The following is a 17901-nucleotide window of genomic DNA, read 5'->3' as shown; positions in this document are numbered from 1 at the left end:
CCACGCCCACTCGGATCGATGATCATCGCGCCCTTACCCCGAGATCCTGATGCCGGGGTCGATGCCCCAGATCGCCAAAGTCATGAACAGGTCGGCGAACACGACCAGGATGATGCACATCTTGATCGCCCGGCCGGCGGCCACGCCGACGCCTTCGGGACCACCCGAGGCGAAGAAGCCGTAGTAGCACTGGATGAACGTGGTGATCATGACGAAGATGACCGCCTTGAGCAGCGAGTACAGCACGTCCGCCGGAACCAGGAACTGGTAGAAGTAGTGCGAATACGTGCCCGACGCGGTGCCGCCGATCAGGCCGACCACCACCGAGCACGACAGGTAGGCCATCGCCAGGCCGACGCAGTACAGCGGCACGATCGCCATGACCGCGGCCATCATCCGGGTGCTGACCAGGTAGGGCAGCGGGCGGATGGCGATCGAGTCCAGCGCGTCGATCTCCTCGGAGATGCGCATCGCGCCCAACTGGGCGGTGAATCGACAACCCGCCTGGGCCGCGAAGGCCAGTGCCGCCAGCAGCGGACCCAGCTCTCGGGTGGTGGCGAAGGCCGAGATGGCGCCGGTGAGCGGGCTCAGACCCAGCAGGTTCAGCGAGGTGTAGCCCTGGACCGCGACGGTCATACCGCCGAAGGCGCTGATGATCAGGATGACGCCGATGGTGCCACCACCGACGACGATGTTGCCGTTACCCCAGGTGACATCGGAGAGCAGGCGCCAGATCTCCTTCGGGTACTGCTTGAAGGCCAGCGGAATCGAGCCGACCGAACGCAGGAAGAAGAAGACCTGGTGGCCCAGGCGGGCGACCATATCGAGGGGGACTTTGCCCGCCGCCTTGAGCTGGCGCAGCGGCCGCAGCAGCGGAGGTACGTAAGTTGAAGACAAGGCTCAGACCACCTGTGGGGGGAATACGGCGGAGTAGATCTGCGTGATCGCCAGGTTGACGCCCAGCAGCATGACCATGGAACTGACCACTGCCGAGTTCACCGCGTTGGCCACACCACCGGGGCCGCCGCGGGCGTTCAGACCGCAGTCGCAGGCGATGATCGAGGCGATCAGGCCGAACAGCACCGACTTGAGCAGCGCCACCGCGAGGTCGCGGGTGACCGCGAACGAGGCGAAGGTACTCATGTAGGAACCGGGGGTGCCCGCCTGGGCGAAGATGTTGAACATGTAGCCGGTGATGAAACCGACGAAGACCACGAAGCCACACAGCAGCAGGCTGACCAGCATCGCGGCGCCGAGGCGGGGGGCCACCAGCCTGCGCAGCGGGTCGACGCCCATCACCTTCATGGCGTCGATCTCTTCGCGGATGGTGCGCGAGCCGAGGTCGGCGCAGACGGCCGAACCGACGGCGCCGGCGATCATGATCGAGGTGACCAGCGGCGCGCCCTGCTGGATGATGCCGAGGCCGTTGGCCGCGCCGATGAACGAGGTGGCACCGACCTGGCCCGCGATCGCGCCGACCTGGATGGACACGATGACCGCGATCGGGATCGCGACCAGCAGCGTCGGGGCGGCGGCGACGTTGGACATGAACGCGCACTGCCGAATGAATTCTTCGAAGGGGAAGCGCTTGCGGAAGATCGCGACGATCAACTCCGTGATCGCCTCGAAACCCATCGTGATCTGTCGACCGAAGGTTTCCAGCGACTTCTTGGGGTGGTCGTCCCAAAGGCCCTTCGTCCAGTCGACAGCCTCGCTGGCTCGTGAACGTGTGGGTGGACTCTCGGTCGACTGCACTGCTTTTACCCCTCTCGACGCCGGGCCCTCAACGCCCCGGCGACTTGTTTGCTTGACGCACCTTACTACGGAGTAGCCCAGAACACACCACCGACATGTGAGCGTTGTCATAGATGGAGGTCACTGTTGTAATCGGCTATGAGACCCGTCACGACGGACCCTACAGCCCGTATTTACGCATGTCCGCGGATAACGCGCGAAGGTCTTTTCGGACAGGGTTTCCCAGTACCGGCGGTCGCGGCAAACAAATATTGCGGAACTCTGTCATTCATAACGAAACCCTCGTCGAATTATCTGAACAGATCACGCGCGAAACACGAACGACTCGCCGCGACACGATTTCGATAGGGAATCGCTATGACAACGACAGTCGGACGGGCGACCGAATCCGTGGGCAAACGCACCGGTCCGCAGCCACGCCCGGGACCGAATACAGGCACGATAGACAGACGGTATTGATATCGTGCGAACTTCCGACATCTGGAGGGACATGTTCAGCAAACTCGCCAAGGTGGCCAACGCTGCCTTCGCACTCGCCCTCGGTGCAGCCTTGCTCGGCACCGGCGCGGCCCAGGCACAGCCCGGCCCCCCGGTGATCGGCGGCGGCTCCGGCATCGTGATCGACAACGCGTTCGAGTGCACCCTCACCACGATCGGCCACGACGCGGCGGGCAGGCTGGTCGGTTTGACCGCGGGGCACTGCGGCGACGCGGGTGCCACGGTCGCGGCGGAAGCGGATCACGGCTACGGCGAAATCGGCCGGTTCGCGTACAGCAACCACGAGCTGGACTACGCGGTCATCGAGTTCACGCCCGGCCGGGTCACCCCGGTCAACCGGATCGGCAATGTCAGCATCACCGGTGTCGGCGGGCCCGCGCAGTTCCCCACCATCGTGTGTAAGGAAGGCCGCACCACCGGCAACACCTGCGGCATCAGCTGGGGCGATGTCTTCCAGACCAACACCGAGACCTGGTCGCAGATGTGCGTGGTCGAAGGCGATTCCGGTGCGCCGGTCGTGGTCGGGTCGACGCTGGTCGGCATGGTGAACGCCTACCTGGCGGTGGCCTGCTTCGGCCCCGAGGTCGGCACCAACATGAACTCGATCATGGACGACATCAACGGTCGCGGCGGCGTGGGTTCGGGCTTCCGGCCCATCTAGCTTCTCGCACAGACAGGGCGGGCCGCGGATTTTCCCAGCGGCCCGCCCTTTTCGTGTGCGCTACAGGCTTTCCGTGCACACGACCATCCGACGCTCCGGGTAGTCGAAGCCGGAGTCCGCGGAGTCGGGGCAGTCGTTGACGTCGGCGGTGTTCTTCTTGATCGTGATCACCTTGACCGGGTCGACGCCGCCCTCGGTGCAGTCGATGCGCTTGGGGTCGTCGCCGCCCAGATCGAGGCAGCCGCCCACGACCCAGTCGATGTCCAGGCACAGGGCGCCGGTCTGGACGCCGTCCAGGGTCTCGAAGTAGGCCTGGTCGCGGTCGCTCACGCACCCCTCACTGTTCTTGGCCTTGCCGATGACCTTGAAGTTCGCCTCGCGGCTGCCGCACGCGGCCTTCTCGATGCTCGCGTCCTCGACCGTGCCACCCAGTTTCACGCAGTCGCCGACGTTGGCCTGGAAGTCGGTCCGGCCGCCCCGGCTCGAGGTCGGCGTCGGCTTGCCGGTGGTGGTCTTGCTGGGTTTGCTCGGCTTGCTGGTCGGTTTCGCGCTGCTGGTGGCGGGCACGACGTCGACCGCGGGCTGGGCGTGACCGTCGATGGTGCCGCCGCAACCGGTGGAGACGAACGCGGTCACGGTGATGGCGATCGCGCCGACGAGTCGACCGAATCGCAAATCTGCAAGCACTCACTGTGAATACACCACTCGAGCCACCGCCGTCGACTCCTGCACCGGGCGATCCACTTCACATTCGCCGGGTGATCTGCCTCACGTGACGTTTGGAACTTACACCGATGTGCTTCCCGCCTGCTCGCACGCACCGTCGCCGACTTGCCGCTGTGAGCGCCGGGTTTGACGAAAGCCGAACAGTAACAACGCGTTATGTGACCTGCAGCACATCGTTGCCGCGTTGTTATCACTGCGCAACGCCGCTGGCACGTTGTCACCGAGTGCGGGTAGTAATGGAGGGTCAGGGTCGGGGAATCGTTACCTCGTGGAGACCCTTCGCGGACTCTGCGTCACTACGCGTCAATGAGAAGATCTCGCGCCGTCGCAGGCGGGGCGGGAGATGGAATGGACGAGAACTTATGCACTACGAGGCAAATATTGCGCAATCGCACTGGCTTCGCCGGGGTCTGTTGCTGTCGGCAGCGGTCGCCGCGACCGGCGCACTGGCCGTCGTGCCCGCGCAGGCGCAGCCCCTGTTGCCGTTCGGGCTCGGCGGTTCCAGCCAGCCCGCGGTGAACGAGCCCGCGCAGGCCGCGCCCTTCGCGCCGCCCAACATCAACATCGGCGACGGCGAGACCGTCGGCGTCGCGCAGCCGATCGCCATCACCTTCCAGGAGCCGGTCGAAGACCGCGCGGCTGCCGAGCGGGCCATCAAGGTCACCTCGAGCGCCAACGCGCCCGGCCACTTCTACTGGACCTCGAGCAAGCAGGTCCGCTGGAAGCCCACCGAGTTCTGGCCGGCCAACACCGACGTGACCGTGGTCGCGGGCGGCACCACCAGCTCGTTCCACATCGGTGACGCGCTCGTGGCCACCGTCGACGACGCCACCAAGATGATCGTGGTCACCCGCAACGGTGAAGTCGTGCGCGAAATGCCGACCTCGCTGGGCAAGCCCGGCTACGAGACCCCCAACGGCACCTACATCGTGGGCGAGCGGCTCGAGAAGATGACCATGGATTCGTCGACCTACGGCGTGCCGGTCACCGATCCCGAGGGCTACAAGCTCGAGGTCGAATACGCCACCCGCCTGTCCAACAGCGGCATCTTCGTGCACGCCGCCCCGTGGTCGGTGGGCCAGCAGGGTTACTCCAACGCCAGCCACGGCTGCCTCAATGTGAGCACCGAAGACGGTAAGTGGTTCCTGGAGAACACCCGTCGCGGTGACGCCGTGATCGTGACCGGTACGCAGGGTGGAACCCTCAGTGCCGGCGATGGTTTGGGCGACTGGAACTAGTGTTCTGAACAAAAGCCGAACAATACGATCATTTCTGATCGTATTGTTCGGCTTTTTGCTGTACTGGCCACTGTGTGCCCGATGTTCAGAAAATCGGCGGGCAGGGTTAACCAACAGTTCGCCGTGCGCCGTAAGGCTGCCGCAGTGCGTAAGAGTCCAGAGCGGGTATTGCCCGGGAAAAGCCGTCGATGGCAGGACTACGCGCTGTTCGTGGTACTTGTCGTGCCGAACCTCGCGTTGCTGACCCTGTTCGTTTACCGGCCGCTTGCCGACAATATCCGGTTGTCTTTCACCGACTGGAACATCGCCGATCCGGTGGCCAATTCCGTGGGGTTCGACAACTACATCGAATGGTGGCAGCGCGACGACTCCTGGAAAGTCGTCAGCAATACGGTGATCTTCACCGTGGCCGCGGTCGTGGTGAGCATGGCACTCGGTCTGGCGCTGGCGATGCTTCTGGACCGAAAGCTGTTCGGGCGCAACGTCGTTCGCTCGGCGATTTTCGCGCCGTTCGTGATTTCGGGCGCGGCGATCGGGGTAGCTTTCCAATTCATCTTCGATCCGAGCTTCGGTCTGGTACAAGACCTTTTACATCGTGTCGGTGTCGACAATGTGCCCGATTTCTATCAGGACCCGGACTGGGCCCTGTTCATGGTGACGATCACTTACATCTGGAAGAACCTGGGCTACGCCTTCGTGATCTATCTGGCCGCCCTGCAAGGCGTGCGCGCGGAACTGCTGGAAGCCGCCGAAATGGACGGCGCCAGTAGCTGGACACGATTCACGAAAGTTCTACTGCCGCAGCTTCGCCCGACCACATTTTTTCTGTCGATCACCGTGCTGCTGAACTCACTGCAGGTCTTCGACATCATCAATGTGATGACGCGCGGCGGACCGCTGGGCAACGGCACCACCACCATGGTGTTCCAGGTGTACGAGGAGTCGTTCAAAAACTTCCGGGCCGGGTACGGCGCCACCGTGGCCTCGATCATGTTCTTGGTGCTGCTGGTGGTCACGTTGATCCAGGTGCGTGTGATGGATCGAGGCGAACGATGAAACATGTAGGCCCGCAAACCCTTTCCTACCGGCGACGCGAACGTGCGATCACCCTGCTCGGCTACGCGGCCATGGTGTGCGTGCTGATCATCGTGGGCGTGCCGCTGTTCTGGATCCTGATCACCTCGCTCAAGGATCGCTCCGAGATCTACACCCAGCCCGCGGTCTACTGGCCGTCGAGCTGGCACCCGGAGAACTACAGCCACGCCACCACCACGGTGCCGTTCTGGACGTTCCTGCGGAACTCGATCATCGTCACCGGGGTCGTGTCGGTGGTGAAGTTCGCGCTCGGGGTGTTCAGCGCGTACGGGCTGGTGTTCCTGCGGTTCCCCGGCAAGAACCTGGTGTTCCTGGTGATCATCGCGGCGCTGATGGTGCCCAACCAGATCACGGTGATCTCCAACTACGCGTTCATCGCGCAGCTGGGATGGCGAAATACGTTCCAGGGCATCATCATTCCGCTGTGCGGCGTCGCCTTCGGCACGTTCTTGATGCGCAACCACTTCCTGTCGCTGCCCGGTGAAGTGATCGAGGCGGCGCGCATGGACGGCGCGAACTGGTGGCGGCTGCTCACCCGCGTGGTGCTGCCCATGTCGGGGCCCACGATGGTCGCGTTCGCGGTGGTCACGCTGGTCACCGAGTGGAACGAATACCTGTGGCCGTTCCTGATGGCCGATTCCGCCGACGTCGCCACCCTGCCGGTCGGCCTGACCCTGCTGCAGAACACCGAGAACCCCAGCACCACCAACTGGGGGCCGGTGATGGCGGGCACCGTGCTCACGATGCTGCCCATTCTGCTGGTTTTCCTTGCCCTGCAACGTCACATGATCAAAGGCCTCACCTCCGGTGCGGTCAAAGGTTAAATCTCGAACAGGAGTTCGCCCGTGTCCCACTCTCGATTCCCGGCGCTGAGTCGCCGTGGCTTCATCGGCCTGACCGGTGGCGTCGCCGCTGCCGCCGCCCTGACCGCATGCGCGGGCACCGGCGGTGGATCCGGCGATTCCGGTGACGCCAACACCATCACCTTCTGGTCCAACCACCCCGGCACCTCCAAGGAGCTGGAGCTGGAGCTGATCAACCGCTTCCAGGCCAAGCACCCCGAGCTCAAGGTGAACCTGGTCGACGCGGGCAAGAACTACGAGGAGGTGGCGCAGAAGTTCAACGCCGCGCTCACCGGTGGTGACCTGCCCGATGTTGTTGTGCTGTCCGATGTCTGGTGGTTCAACTACGCGCTGAGCAAGGCGATCGAACCGCTGGACGGACACTTCGGTGCCGCCGGCGTGAAGCTCGACGACTACGTCGACTCGCTGGCCGCGGACTACCTGTTCGACGGCAAGCACTACGCCCTGCCGTACGCCCGCTCGACGCCGCTGTTCTACTACAACAAGGACGTCTGGGCCAAGGCAGGCCTGCCCGACCGCGGCCCGAACTCCTGGCAGGAATTCGACGAGTGGGGCCCGAAGCTGCAGTCCGTGGTCGGCGGCGACAAGTTCGCGCACGCCTGGGGCGACGCCAAGAACTACCTGGGCTGGACCTTCCAGGGCCCGAACTGGACCTTCGGTGGCGCGTACTCCGACAAGTGGACCCTGAAGTTCACCGATCCGGGCTCCATCGCCGCGGCCACCTATCTGCGTGAATCCATCAATGTGAAGAAGTACGCCGCCATCCGTCCGCAGATCGCGGTCGACTTCGGCACCGGCGTGGCCGCCTCCACCATCGCCTCCACCGGCGACCTCAAGGGCATCAAGAAGAACGCCGACGGCAAGTTCGAGGTCGGCACCGCGTTCCTGCCGCACCCCAACGGGCCCGGCGTCACCACCGGCGGCGCCGGTCTGGCGATCCCGTCGCGGATCTCCGAGGCGCGAAAGGTGAACGCGCTCAAGTTCATCGAGTTCATCACCAACGCGGCCAACACCGCGTACTTCACGCAGAACACGGGCTACATGCCGGTGCGCAAGTCGGCCGTGACCGATCCTTCCGAGATCGACTTCCTGGCGAAGAACCCGAACTCCAAGGTCGCCATCGACCAGCTGTCGGTGGCGAAGTCGCAGGACTACGCGCGCGTGTTCGTGCCCGGCGCCGACCAGATCATCGGCACCGGCTACGAACAGATCGGCCTCCAGAACGCCGATCCGGCAACGGTTCTGGCCAAGGTCGCCGCCGACGTGCAGGCGATCATCGACCGGCAGATCACGCCCAAGCTGCCCAAGTAGTTCCTTCGCGGGCCGGTGGTGTCGCACCACCGGCCCGTTCGTCTTTCTCAGGAGTGACATTCGCATGGCCACAGTGCAGTTCGACGGTGTGACCCACCGCTATCCCGGCGCCGACGCCCCCGCCGTCGACGCACTCGACATCGACATCGCCGACGGCGAGTTCCTGGTGCTGGTCGGGCCGTCGGGTTGCGGCAAGTCCACCAGCCTGCGGATGCTTGCCGGGCTGGAATCCGTTGAGTCCGGGACTATTCGGATCGGCGACCGTGATGTGACCGGGCTGCCGCCGCGCGCTCGTGACGTGGCGATGGTGTTCCAGAGCTATGCGCTCTACCCGAACATGACCGTGGCGGAGAACATGGGGTTCGCGCTGCGGAATGCGGGAATGTCCAAGTCCGACACGTTCGTTCGAGTGCACGAGGCCGCCGCGATGCTCGAGCTCGAGCCGCTGCTGGATCGCAAACCGGCCAAGCTTTCGGGTGGGCAGCGGCAGCGAGTTGCCATGGGGCGGGCCATCGTTCGTCGTCCGCAGGTTTTCTGCATGGATGAACCGCTGTCGAATCTGGACGCGAAACTGCGTGTTTCGACCCGCTCACAGATCGCCGCCCTGCAGCAGCGACTGGGGACCACCACCGTCTACGTCACGCACGACCAGGTCGAGGCGATGACGATGGGGCACCGGGTTGCGGTGCTGCTGGACGGGACGTTGCAGCAGATCGCCGCTCCCCGTGAGCTTTACGACAATCCGTTGAACACTTTCGTCGCCGGATTCATCGGTTCGCCCGGTATGAACCTGCTCGAAGCGCCCGTGGTCGAAGGCTATGCCGTGCTCGATGGCCTACGAATTCCCCTGCCGCGCAGCGTCTCCGGTGCCCGCGTAGTGCTCGGTGTCCGCCCCGAATCGTGGGAAGTCACTACCGACCCCGCCGGCATCACCGTCGTCGCCGAACTTCTCGAAGAACTCGGCGCCGAATCCTTCGTCTACACCCACGGCGCGGGCACCGACTGGTCCACCCGCTCCGGCAAGATCGTCGTACGAGTGGACCGCCGCTTCAAAACCACCCTGGGCGAAACCCTGCACCTGCGACCCAAGGTCGACGAGGTCTTCTTCTTCGACGCCGAGACCGACCTGCGCCTGCGCTGATCAGCGCGGCGGGTGTTCGCGGGCGTGGGCTACCGCTTTCGCGATGCCGTCGGTCCAGACGGGGCCGTGGCCGGGGAGGACCAGTGCCGCGTCGAGGGGTTCGAGGATGTCCAGGGCTGCGACGGTGTCTTCGGTGGAGTGGTTGAAGAAGCACGGAAGTACCTGGGGGCCCGTGATTTTCGAGGTCGGGTGGGCCGTGCACAGGGTGTCGCCGGTGGCTAGTGCGCCTGCCTGGGGGAGGTGGAAGACGGTGTGGCCGGAGGTGTGGCCCGGGGTCGCGACGGGGACGGGGTGGCCGGGGAAATCCAGGGGGCCTTCGGTGGGGAAGGGTTGGATGTGGGGGACCGGGTTCTTGCGCAGGCCGCCCGCGGCGGTGATGCGGGCGGCCCAGCCGAGGGTTTTGCGGTCGGTCAGGCGCTTGATCACGTCCAGGGGAGTGGCGGATTCGTGCACGTCGCCGCGGGCGTGGGCCACTTCGGTTTCGCTGGTGTAGACCGGGATCGCGTAGTGGCGGTGCAGGTGGTTCAGGGCGCCGACGTGGTCCAGGTGCGCGTGGGTCAGCAGGATCGCCCTGATGTCTTCGGGGCGGTGGCCCAACGCGCGGATCGACTTCTCGATGGTGGCGGCGTCGCCGTACCAGCCCGCGTCGATGAGCGTGAGGTCGCTGCCGTCGCGGAGTAGGACCATGTTGACGTCGGTGCCCGCGATGGTGAAAACGTTGTCGGCTACCTGCTGGTGACGCATGAATCCCTCTCCGGAGCAATGATTTTCGAGCCTACCGGCTGGGCGACAGGCAGGCTCGAATCACATCACCAGATCGTCACGCGCTGTTCGGGATCGAGGAACAGCTTGTCGTCGGGGGTCACGTCGAAGGCTTCGTAGAAGCTGTCGATATTGCGGACCACCGCGTTGCAACGGAACTCCGGCGGGGAGTGCGGGTCGATGGCAAGGCGGCGGATCGCCTCTTCCTGGCGGGCCTTGGTGCGCCACACCTGCGCCCACCCGTAGAACACGCGCTGCAGGCCGGTGAGACCGTCGATGACCGGGGGTTGTTCGCCGTTCAGGGAGATCTTGTAGGCGGCCAACGCGATCGACAGGCCGCCCAGGTCGCCGATGTTCTCGCCGATGGTGAACTCGCCGTTCACGGTGTGCTCGTCGTCGAGGTCGGCCGGCGACAGCACGTTGTACTGGTCGATCAGGGCCTTGGTGCGCTTGCCGAACTCGGCGCGGTCCTCGTCGGTCCACCAGTCCTGCATGTTGCCGTCGCCGTCGTACTTGGCGCCCTGGTCGTCGAAACCGTGGCCGATCTCGTGGCCGATCACCGCGCCGATGCCACCGTAGTTGGCGGCGTCGTCGGCGTTCATGTCGAAGAACGGCGGCTGCAGGATCGCCGCGGGGAACACGATCTCGTTCATGCCCGGGTTGTAGTAGGCGTTCACGGTCTGCGGGGTCATGAACCACTCGCCCCGGTCCACCTCGCCACCCAGTTTGCCCAGGTCACGGTCGTGATCGGCGGCGTAACCGCGACGGTAGTTGCCCACCAGATCGGTGGGGTCGATCTCGACCGCGGCGTAGTCGCGCCAGGTGTCGGGGTAGCCGATCTTGGGGGTGAACTTCTCCAGCTTGGTCAGTGCGGCCGCGCGGGTGTCGGGGCCCATCCACTCGAGGTCGGCGATATTGCGGCGGTAGGCCTCCTGCAGGTTGGCCACCAGTTCGACCATCCGAGCCTTCGCCGCGGGCGGAAAGTGCCGTGCGACATAGATTTTGCCGACCGCTTCGCCCAGCAACTCCTGCACCAGGGACACGCCGCGCTTCCAGCGATCGCGGTTCTCCTGGGCGCCGGTGAGGGTGCGGCCGTAGAAGTCGAAGTTCTCCTCGACGATCTCGTCGGTGAGGAAAGCCGCGCGGGCGTGCAGGACCTGCCAGGCCGCCCAGGCCTGCCAATCCTGTTGCGGGACATCCTTCCACGCGTCGGCGAAGGCGCGCAGGTAGTCGGGCTGGCGGACCACGAGTTCGGCGAACAGGTCCGCACCCTCGCGATCTTGTCCGGCCGAGATGGCGTCTACCCACGCGGCCCAATCGAATTCCGGGTGCTCGGCGACCAGATCCGCGAAAGTGGTGAGGTTGTAGCTCTTTTCGGCATCGCGCCGACGCACTACATCCCAATGTCCCGCGGCCAGTGTGCGTTCCAGCTCGAACACGCGCCGGGCAGCATCAGCCGGATCGGCAGGCAGCAGCCCTTCCAACGACGCATCGGCGGCCGCGATGGTGAACATCTTCGTGATGTGCGCGATGTACGCATCGCGGATCTCCGCGAATTCCTCGGAGCGGTAATACGACTCATCCGGCAGCCCGATCCCCGACTGCGTCGCATGCACGAGGTACCGCGTGGAGTCCTTGTCATCGGTATCGACGTAGTACCCCACCGCCCCCCGAACCCCGGTCCGCTGCAACCCACCCAGCAACGCCGCGAACCCACTCGCATCCGCGACCTCAGCGATCGCCCTCAACTCATCGGCAACCGGCGCGAACCCCGCAGCAGCCACCACCTCGGTAGCCATAAAACTGGAGTACAAATCCCCGATCTTGCGCGCATCCACCCCCTCCGCGGCACCGGACGCACTGTCGGTGATGATCGCCTGCACATCCAACTCGGCCTGGTCATACAACGTGCGAAACGCCCCGTCGACAGCCCGATCAGCCGGAATCTCATACCCCGCCAACCACTGCCCGTTGACATGCGAGAACAGATCATCCTGCACCCGCACCTCCTGATCGCGGAAGGACAGGTCGATACCGGAAGGAGCACTCAGATCGGAAGTCACGCGCTCCAGTATGCCCAAACATCGACGCCTGGGGTGCGCATCGCCAACCCCTCGACGAGCGGCCCGCAGTGACGTCGTGGATCATCAGCAAGTGGATCTAGATCGAATCAGGGCCGATGTCGAAAACCTGGCGGCACAGTTCGAGGTGCCTGCTCCAGAAGTCGAGGCCGGCACGACACCCCGCTGGTGCCTCGACGGTGTGGAGCCACGGTTTCGACCCCAGCAACCACCGATGCTCACCATCGGGCCCGCGTTCGACACCCTCTCGCCGACCGAACAGCAGGGCGCACTCGCCGAAGCGATCGTCGGCCTGGAATTGCAGTGGGCCGCGCGGTACCAGGTTTTGTTCGCCGCGCTGATCTGCCTGCTGGTGCCATACCTGCTACTCGAGGTCGGCGATCGCCTCAACATCCTGCCCGCCATCGCGGCGTGGCAGTGGGGCGCACTCGTACTGGTGACCTGCATCATCGGTATCTGCGCGGCATCTTTCGTGACGACCCGAAAGACCATCTATCGCCTGGATCGCCGGACATCGGAAGTCATGAGCAGGCAACTGACCGAGGTCATGATCGACCTCGACCACCGCACCCGAACCACCGCCCGCGGCCCCAGCGGCGTCGTCCTACGCCTGTCCCTCCCGAGCAAACCGCGCCGACTACGCCACCTCCACACCGACCCGGCCTAGCACCTACTCGACATCGCCCTACTCACCAGCGACGCCGAACTGAGCCGAGCCCCCGGACTCCCGTGCCACGTCGAACTCATCGACTGACTCGATCAACGAAACACGCTGTCGCCGTGTGGGTCTTGCCTAGCGCGGTGGTTCGCCAGCTGCGACAATGTGGTCGGTCGAACCGTGTGGCGTCGGCGCGGTGTGCAAGTCGGGGGTACGGATGGACGACGACGACTCACACCACAGTTTCGATGGCGACTGCGGGTGTGGATACGACTGGCCACCGGAAGACCGGTTTTCGAAGCGCGCGGCCTTCATAGGGCGGGCCGCCACGGTCGCGTTGTGGGTTGGCGTCGTCGGCTTCGTCGTCGCGATCACAATCGGCACTGCGGGACTGACGGCATGGGCACTGATGCTCGCACTCGCCGCGGTCACCGACGAAGATCGGGATAAACGGCTGGCCGCGGCCGTCTTCGGTATCGACGTGTTCGGGGCCACCTTGCTGTATATCGAGCCCACTGACGAAATCACCACGTGGTACGGCTACGTCGGTATTTGGCTGACGGTGATCACTGGCGCGGCAACGCTGTGCTACCTGGGGATAACGCTGTGCTACCTGGGAATCGTGGCAATCCTCGAACACCGACACCAGCGAGACCACGCCTGACTCATACGGGGCGAGATTCAGACGCAGGCGAATTCGTTGGCTCGGGCGCCGGCGGTGAAGGCTTGCCATTCTTCGGCGGTGAAGTGGAGGAGGGTGTTGTCGTGGCGGAGGGTGGTGGTGCCGTCGGGGGAGGTGTGGGCTACCAGGGACGGGTGTCGGCGGGAGCTCAGTAGGCAGCGGAGGAAGGTTGTCCACAGGGCTGCGTCGACGGTGATGATGGGCTCTTCGGAGCCGGCGTTCATCGGGTTTCGGCGGAATTTGCTGTCTCGTATCTGGACAGTGGATTCGACGAAACGGACCTCGACGCATTGGTTGCCGTTGTTCGAGCGTGACGAGGTGAACCAGCCGTGGTCGGCCGGGGTGCGGCGAGCGGTGGTGGACATAGCTCGAATCTTACACGCTGGCATACTCGCTGATCAGGGCGAGAGATTCGGCGCGGGACAGGGATTGCTCGCGGGCGCGCACGTACGCGAAGCCCAGGTCTCGGACCTGTTCGGCGTCGTCTACGTGACCGCCGAAGACGGCGCTTTCGGCCCACGCGAAGGTAGGTAGCTGGTCGCTTGCGAAGTCGAGTAGGTGGAAGCTGGAACCGCCGAGAACGGCACCTTCGGGGGCAGTGAAGGGGATGACTCGGACCTCCACGGTGTCGAGTTCGCGGACCAGCTTCACCAGGTGGCGTAACTGCTCGCGCAGGACTTCGGGGCCGCCGGTTTGTTGTCGCAGGGTGGCCTCGCCGAGGACGGCGGTGAGTTCCAGCGGATCGGGGCCGTGCAGTCGCTGTTGGCGACGCAGTCGTATCGAGACTAATTGGTCGACTTGGACCGGGCGGATCATCACATCGGCGCTGATCAGGGCGCGGGCGTACGCCTCGGTTTGCAGGAGGCCGGGCACGATCATGCTGTCGTAGCTGCGGATGCTCTGCGCGCCGGCCTCCATCCCGTACAGCCGCTGAAGTTCGGGACCGATCAGGGCCGCGGCGGTCGTGGCCCACCAGCCGCGCTCTTTGCTCGCTTCGAGAAGCGCGAGCAGTTCGCCGCGTTCGTCGCCGGCCACGTCGAGAACATCGAGGACCGGTTCGATGGTGGTGCGGGTGAGTACCCGCCTGCCCTTTTCCACATGCGACCAGTTGGCGGGAGTGAAACCGACCCGGCGGGCGAAACCGGCCGAATCGAAACCGCGCTGCTCGCGCAGATCGCGCAAACGCAACACGAGTTCCCAACGCGCGACGGTCGGCGAAACGGGAGCCATGAACAGTTATCGTACGCTGACCGACACGCCAGCTACTGACTATTGTCAGCGCGGTTGTGCGGCTATAGGCTGTACAGAACGGCCATTTTCCTTCGCATCCAGCCGTTATGAAAAAGTTTCCCGCCCCATCCGCTCGTACCGCAGCACCAAGCTCCGAGCAAGCGAATTCACAGCTACATCGAGTCCACCGTCGACGGAGACGAGGTCGTGATGAGCACGTTGCGCACTGATGAGGACAAGGGCGGGTATTCGGCGGCCGAGGAATACTCGGTCACCCAAGACGCTTTGGCGCGCTGTCGCCGCTACCGCAAGGACCACGGCCTCTACGGGGTGGTCGATGCGACACTGGGCCGGATCGTGCTCGAGATCGGCGCGGTCGGGGCGGTGGTGATGCCGTCGACGCTGGGCGAACGAGTCCGCGGGCTGCTCATCTCCCGCGGCATGCGTTGCGGGCCGATCATCGCCCACCCGCGCTCCGGGCGCTGGACCTTCCTCACCGGACCGGTCGACAATTCCTATCTCGACACCGAACTGTTCGCCGAACTGTTCCGGGTGTGCGCCTCGGTCGCGCTGCCCGGCAGCGATATCGTGCTGCCGTCACCGGCCGACGAGCGCAGCGGATATCGCACCTGGATGCAACAGCCCGACGGTGATTTCCGCCCGGATTTCGCGCAGATCATCGCCGCTACCAGGACCAACGCCAGGTCGGCGTCGCTGTCGCGGCAGCCGGGATCAGCCTGAGCTCACTGCCCGCCCAAGCGCGCGTGCATCTCCCACACCAGTACCTCGGCGTCACCGTGCGGACGAACCAGCTGACCGCCCGAACGCGACAGTCGCACGGCGTCACCCTGCGCCAACGTGCCGACACCCTCGACATCGACCTCCCCGCGCGCCACGAAAACATGCAGGTAGGGCGCGTCCGGCAGCGTCACACCGGGATTGTCGGCCGCCATCCTGGCCACATGCATCGCCGCGTGCGAGGAGTTGATCGCGATGGCGGTGCGGTCGCGATAGCGCGGTAGCCCCGACGCCACCGTCACCAACTCGCCGCGCGCGAGTTCGTCATCGATCTCGAGCTGCTGATAGCCGGGGTCGACGCCGGGGGAGTCCGGCACCACCCACATCTGCACGAAGTGCACCGGCTCGTCGTGGGTGCGCCCGTCCAGGCTCCACGAATCGTTCTTCTCCGAGTGCAGGATCCCGGTCCCCGCGCTCATCCGCTGCGCCAGACCCGGATAGATGATGCCGTTGTGGCCCAGCGAATCCTGGTGCACCAGGCTGCCACCCAGCACCCAGGTGACGATTTCCATGTCGCGATGCGGGTGGGTGTCGAAGCCCTCGCCGGGCAGCACCACGTCCTCGTTGTTGACCAGCAGCAGCCCGTGATGGGTGTTGTCGGGGTCGTAATGTTCGCCGAACGAGAACGAATGCTTCGAATCCAGCCACGGGATCCGCGTCTTCATCCGGTCACCACCACGGTGTAATTCGATGCGCGGCGGTGTCGTCGAGGAGGGCGTCACGGTTCAATTCTGGCACCGATAGCGAGGATGCACCGAGCACGGGGTGAGCGCGCACCGCGGCGGCACGCGGGGGCACTAAGGTCATGGCGTGTCGACCCATCCCCCTGACGGCTCGAATACGGCGGATGAGCAGCCGATCTCGCTGAAACATCTGGTGCGCGACACCCGCGAGATAGTGCGCGACAACCCGCGGATGCCGCGCCTGGCCCTGTTGCGGCTGATCGCGCAATTCGGCGACGGGATGTTCCAGGCGGCACTGTCGGGCGCGATTCTGTTCAATCCCGAACGCGAGGCCGACCCGTTGGCGATCGCGGCCGGGTTCGCGGTGCTGCTGCTGCCGTATTCGGTGCTCGGACCGTACGCGGGCGCGCTGCTGGACCGGTGGGATCGGCGCAGTGTGCTGCTGGTGGCCAGTATCGCGCGGGCGGTGTTGATCGGTGCGGCGGCGATCGGGTTGTGCTTCGGGGTGGGGGAGACGCCGCTGCTGATCCTTGCGCTGGCCACGGTCGGCGTCAGCCGGTTCGTGCTGGCGGGGGTGTCGGCGGCGCTGCCGCAGGTGTTGGAACAACGCTGGTTGGTGCCGATGAATTCGGTGCTGGCCACGGTGGCTTCGGCGTGCGCGGGGATCGGGGCCGCGGCGTCGGTGGCGGTGATCGCGCTGATCGGCCCGGGGGATGCGGGGTCGGCGGTGGCGGTGGGGTTGTCGGGGATCGGCTCGCTGGTCGGCGCGATGCTGGCCTACGGGTTCCGCCCGCACGTGCTCGGGCCCGACCGCGGTTCGGCCGACACCGAGAGCACCGTGCACGCCATCGCGGCGGGCTTGCGCACGGGTGCGCGGGCGGTCTGGCATTCGGTGCAGGTGACCACGGCGATGATCGGTATCGGCGCCCACCGCATCGTGTTCGGGATGAACACGCTGATCATGGTGTTGGTGTTGCGGGCGCCGACCGACTCCGAGATGAGCGGCGGGCTGGTCGGTTTCGGGGTGGTGATCGTGGTGATCGCGGCGGGCATGCTGGTGGCGGCGCTGGCCGCACCGATCCTGATTCCGCGGCTGGGCAGGCCGCGCACGGTGCTGCTCGGGTTGACGACCGCGCTGATCGTGCAGCTCACGCTGGTGACCCCGATCGCGCTGGCCACCGGATCGGCGGTGGACAACGCGCACCGGTTGCTGCTGGTGGGCGCGTTCGGCCTCGGCGTTGCCGGTCAGACCATCAAACTGACCGGCGACGCGAGCATGCAGATCGACATTCCCGACGATCAGCGCGGACAGGTATTCGCCCTGCAGGACACGGTGTTCAACATTTCCTTCGTGTTGGCGATCGCGGTGACCGCGCTGGTGATCCCCGCCGACGGACGGTCGATCGGGGTGGTGCTGGCCGGTGCCGCGGTGTACGCGGTCGGCATCGCGGCCATCGCGTTCAACTCCCGTCGAACCGTTCGCTGACCGGCGGGTCCTGGGCCAGCACGGTGCGATGGTCGACGGTGGCGTGCGGGATGTCGGGCAGTAGTTCGTCGTCGAACGACACGCCCGCACTCCACGGCATGTCGTCGATGGGTGCGTCGTAATCGACCCACAGCGCGTCGGCGAGGCTGCTGTGGGCCAAATCGGCGTGGCCGCACCAGTGGTGCGCGAGCGGGTCACCGGTTCCGAAGACGTACTCGATGTCGTTCACATCT

At 65.2% G+C, this 17901-nt stretch carries 19 protein-coding genes; 10 read left to right on the top strand and 9 right to left on the bottom strand.

Annotated elements, in window-relative coordinates; all coding sequences use genetic code 11:
* Window positions 1–33 precede the first annotated feature (33 nt).
* On the bottom strand, window positions 34–897 hold the full coding sequence (locus ACFWVD_RS21410; protein ID WP_379245361.1) for an MlaE family ABC transporter permease: 864 nt from the start codon (window positions 895–897) through the stop codon (window positions 34–36).
* Between the two features lie 3 nt (window positions 898–900).
* Window positions 901–1755 carry an MlaE family ABC transporter permease gene (locus ACFWVD_RS21405; protein WP_379245359.1) on the bottom strand — a complete coding sequence of 285 codons (855 nt, stop codon included), beginning with the start codon at window positions 1753–1755 and terminating at the stop codon, window positions 901–903.
* Window positions 1756–2245: 490 nt separating this feature from the next.
* Here ACFWVD_RS21405 and ACFWVD_RS21400 point away from each other — a divergent pair, with 490 nt between their 5' ends.
* On the top strand, window positions 2246–2914 hold the full coding sequence (locus ACFWVD_RS21400) for a S1 family peptidase (protein ID WP_379245357.1): 669 nt from the start codon (window positions 2246–2248) through the stop codon (window positions 2912–2914).
* Window positions 2915–2974: 60 nt separating this feature from the next.
* On the opposite strand, the gene ACFWVD_RS21395 is transcribed toward ACFWVD_RS21400, so the two are convergent.
* Window positions 2975–3601 carry a hypothetical protein gene (locus tag ACFWVD_RS21395; RefSeq protein ID WP_379245355.1) on the bottom strand — a complete coding sequence of 209 codons (627 nt, stop codon included), beginning with the start codon at window positions 3599–3601 and terminating at the stop codon, window positions 2975–2977.
* A 401-nt stretch (window positions 3602–4002) separates the two neighbouring features.
* On the opposite strand from ACFWVD_RS21395, the gene ACFWVD_RS21390 reads away from it, so the two are divergent.
* The 5 genes from ACFWVD_RS21390 (at window position 4003) to ACFWVD_RS21370 (ending at window position 9288) form a co-directional block, all read left to right on the top strand.
* On the top strand, window positions 4003–4878 hold the full coding sequence (locus ACFWVD_RS21390; protein ID WP_379245354.1) for a L,D-transpeptidase: 876 nt from the start codon (window positions 4003–4005) through the stop codon (window positions 4876–4878).
* Between the two features lie 144 nt (window positions 4879–5022).
* Window positions 5023–5934: a carbohydrate ABC transporter permease gene (locus ACFWVD_RS21385; RefSeq protein ID WP_379245472.1), complete on the top strand. Its 912-nt coding sequence runs from the start codon at window positions 5023–5025 to the stop codon at window positions 5932–5934.
* Window positions 5931–6797, top strand: a complete 867-nt coding sequence (locus ACFWVD_RS21380; RefSeq protein ID WP_379245352.1) for a carbohydrate ABC transporter permease — start codon at window positions 5931–5933, stop codon at window positions 6795–6797. Before ACFWVD_RS21385 ends, ACFWVD_RS21380 begins: the two co-directional genes overlap by 4 nt.
* Before the next feature lie 21 nt (window positions 6798–6818).
* Window positions 6819–8147 (top strand): ABC transporter substrate-binding protein, encoded by a 1329-nt coding sequence (locus tag ACFWVD_RS21375; protein ID WP_379245350.1) that lies wholly within the window; start codon window positions 6819–6821, stop codon window positions 8145–8147.
* Between the two features lie 64 nt (window positions 8148–8211).
* On the top strand, window positions 8212–9288 hold the full coding sequence (locus ACFWVD_RS21370; RefSeq protein ID WP_379245348.1) for an ABC transporter ATP-binding protein: 1077 nt from the start codon (window positions 8212–8214) through the stop codon (window positions 9286–9288).
* Here the strand turns inward: ACFWVD_RS21370 and ACFWVD_RS21365 are convergent, their stop codons facing one another.
* Together ACFWVD_RS21365 and ACFWVD_RS21360 are read right to left on the bottom strand one after the other, a co-directional pair.
* A complete protein-coding gene (locus tag ACFWVD_RS21365; protein ID WP_379245346.1) occupies window positions 9289–10032 on the bottom strand; it encodes an MBL fold metallo-hydrolase in 744 nt (247 codons plus the stop codon).
* 65 nt (window positions 10033–10097) lie between these two features.
* On the bottom strand, window positions 10098–12113 hold the full coding sequence (locus ACFWVD_RS21360) for a M13 family metallopeptidase (protein WP_379245344.1): 2016 nt from the start codon (window positions 12111–12113) through the stop codon (window positions 10098–10100).
* A gap of 91 nt (window positions 12114–12204) precedes the next feature.
* On the opposite strand from ACFWVD_RS21360, the gene ACFWVD_RS21355 reads away from it, so the two are divergent.
* Both ACFWVD_RS21355 and ACFWVD_RS21350 read left to right on the top strand, forming a co-directional pair.
* Entirely contained in the window at window positions 12205–12798 is a 594-nt protein-coding gene (locus tag ACFWVD_RS21355) for a hypothetical protein (protein WP_379245342.1), read from the top strand.
* A 208-nt stretch (window positions 12799–13006) separates the two neighbouring features.
* Entirely contained in the window at window positions 13007–13453 is a 447-nt protein-coding gene (locus ACFWVD_RS21350) for a hypothetical protein (protein WP_379245340.1), read from the top strand.
* 17 nt (window positions 13454–13470) lie between these two features.
* Here ACFWVD_RS21350 and ACFWVD_RS21345 read toward each other — a convergent pair whose 3' ends face one another.
* Together ACFWVD_RS21345 and ACFWVD_RS21340 are read right to left on the bottom strand one after the other, a co-directional pair.
* On the bottom strand, window positions 13471–13836 hold the full coding sequence (locus ACFWVD_RS21345) for a DUF397 domain-containing protein (protein ID WP_379245338.1): 366 nt from the start codon (window positions 13834–13836) through the stop codon (window positions 13471–13473).
* A 10-nt stretch (window positions 13837–13846) separates the two neighbouring features.
* Complete coding sequence (locus tag ACFWVD_RS21340; RefSeq protein WP_379245336.1) at window positions 13847–14701, bottom strand: helix-turn-helix domain-containing protein; 855 nt, start codon at window positions 14699–14701, stop codon at window positions 13847–13849.
* Window positions 14702–14911: 210 nt separating this feature from the next.
* On the opposite strand from ACFWVD_RS21340, the gene ACFWVD_RS21335 reads away from it, so the two are divergent.
* Entirely contained in the window at window positions 14912–15442 is a 531-nt protein-coding gene (locus ACFWVD_RS21335; RefSeq protein ID WP_379245334.1) for a hypothetical protein, read from the top strand.
* Between the two features lie 2 nt (window positions 15443–15444).
* Here ACFWVD_RS21335 and ACFWVD_RS21330 read toward each other — a convergent pair whose 3' ends face one another.
* Window positions 15445–16164, bottom strand: coding sequence for a pirin family protein (locus tag ACFWVD_RS21330; RefSeq protein ID WP_379245470.1), 720 nt, complete (start codon window positions 16162–16164; stop codon window positions 15445–15447).
* A gap of 250 nt (window positions 16165–16414) precedes the next feature.
* Between ACFWVD_RS21330 and ACFWVD_RS21325 the strand changes: the two genes are divergently transcribed.
* Window positions 16415–17668, top strand: coding sequence for an MFS transporter (locus tag ACFWVD_RS21325; protein ID WP_379245468.1), 1254 nt, complete (start codon window positions 16415–16417; stop codon window positions 17666–17668).
* Here the strand turns inward: ACFWVD_RS21325 and ACFWVD_RS21320 are convergent.
* Window positions 17643–17897: a hypothetical protein gene (locus ACFWVD_RS21320; protein ID WP_379245332.1), complete on the bottom strand. Its 255-nt coding sequence runs from the start codon at window positions 17895–17897 to the stop codon at window positions 17643–17645. The two genes, ACFWVD_RS21325 and ACFWVD_RS21320, sit on opposite strands and share 26 nt — an antisense overlap.
* Window positions 17898–17901: the final 4 nt, after the last annotated feature.

It is taken from the genome of Nocardia sp. NPDC058666, assembly GCF_042714895.1.
In the GTDB taxonomy this organism is placed as follows: Bacteria; Actinomycetota; Actinomycetes; order Mycobacteriales; family Mycobacteriaceae; genus Nocardia.
The sequence above is the reverse complement of the archived record's forward strand: the minus strand, read 5'-3'. Positions and strand labels throughout refer to the sequence as shown.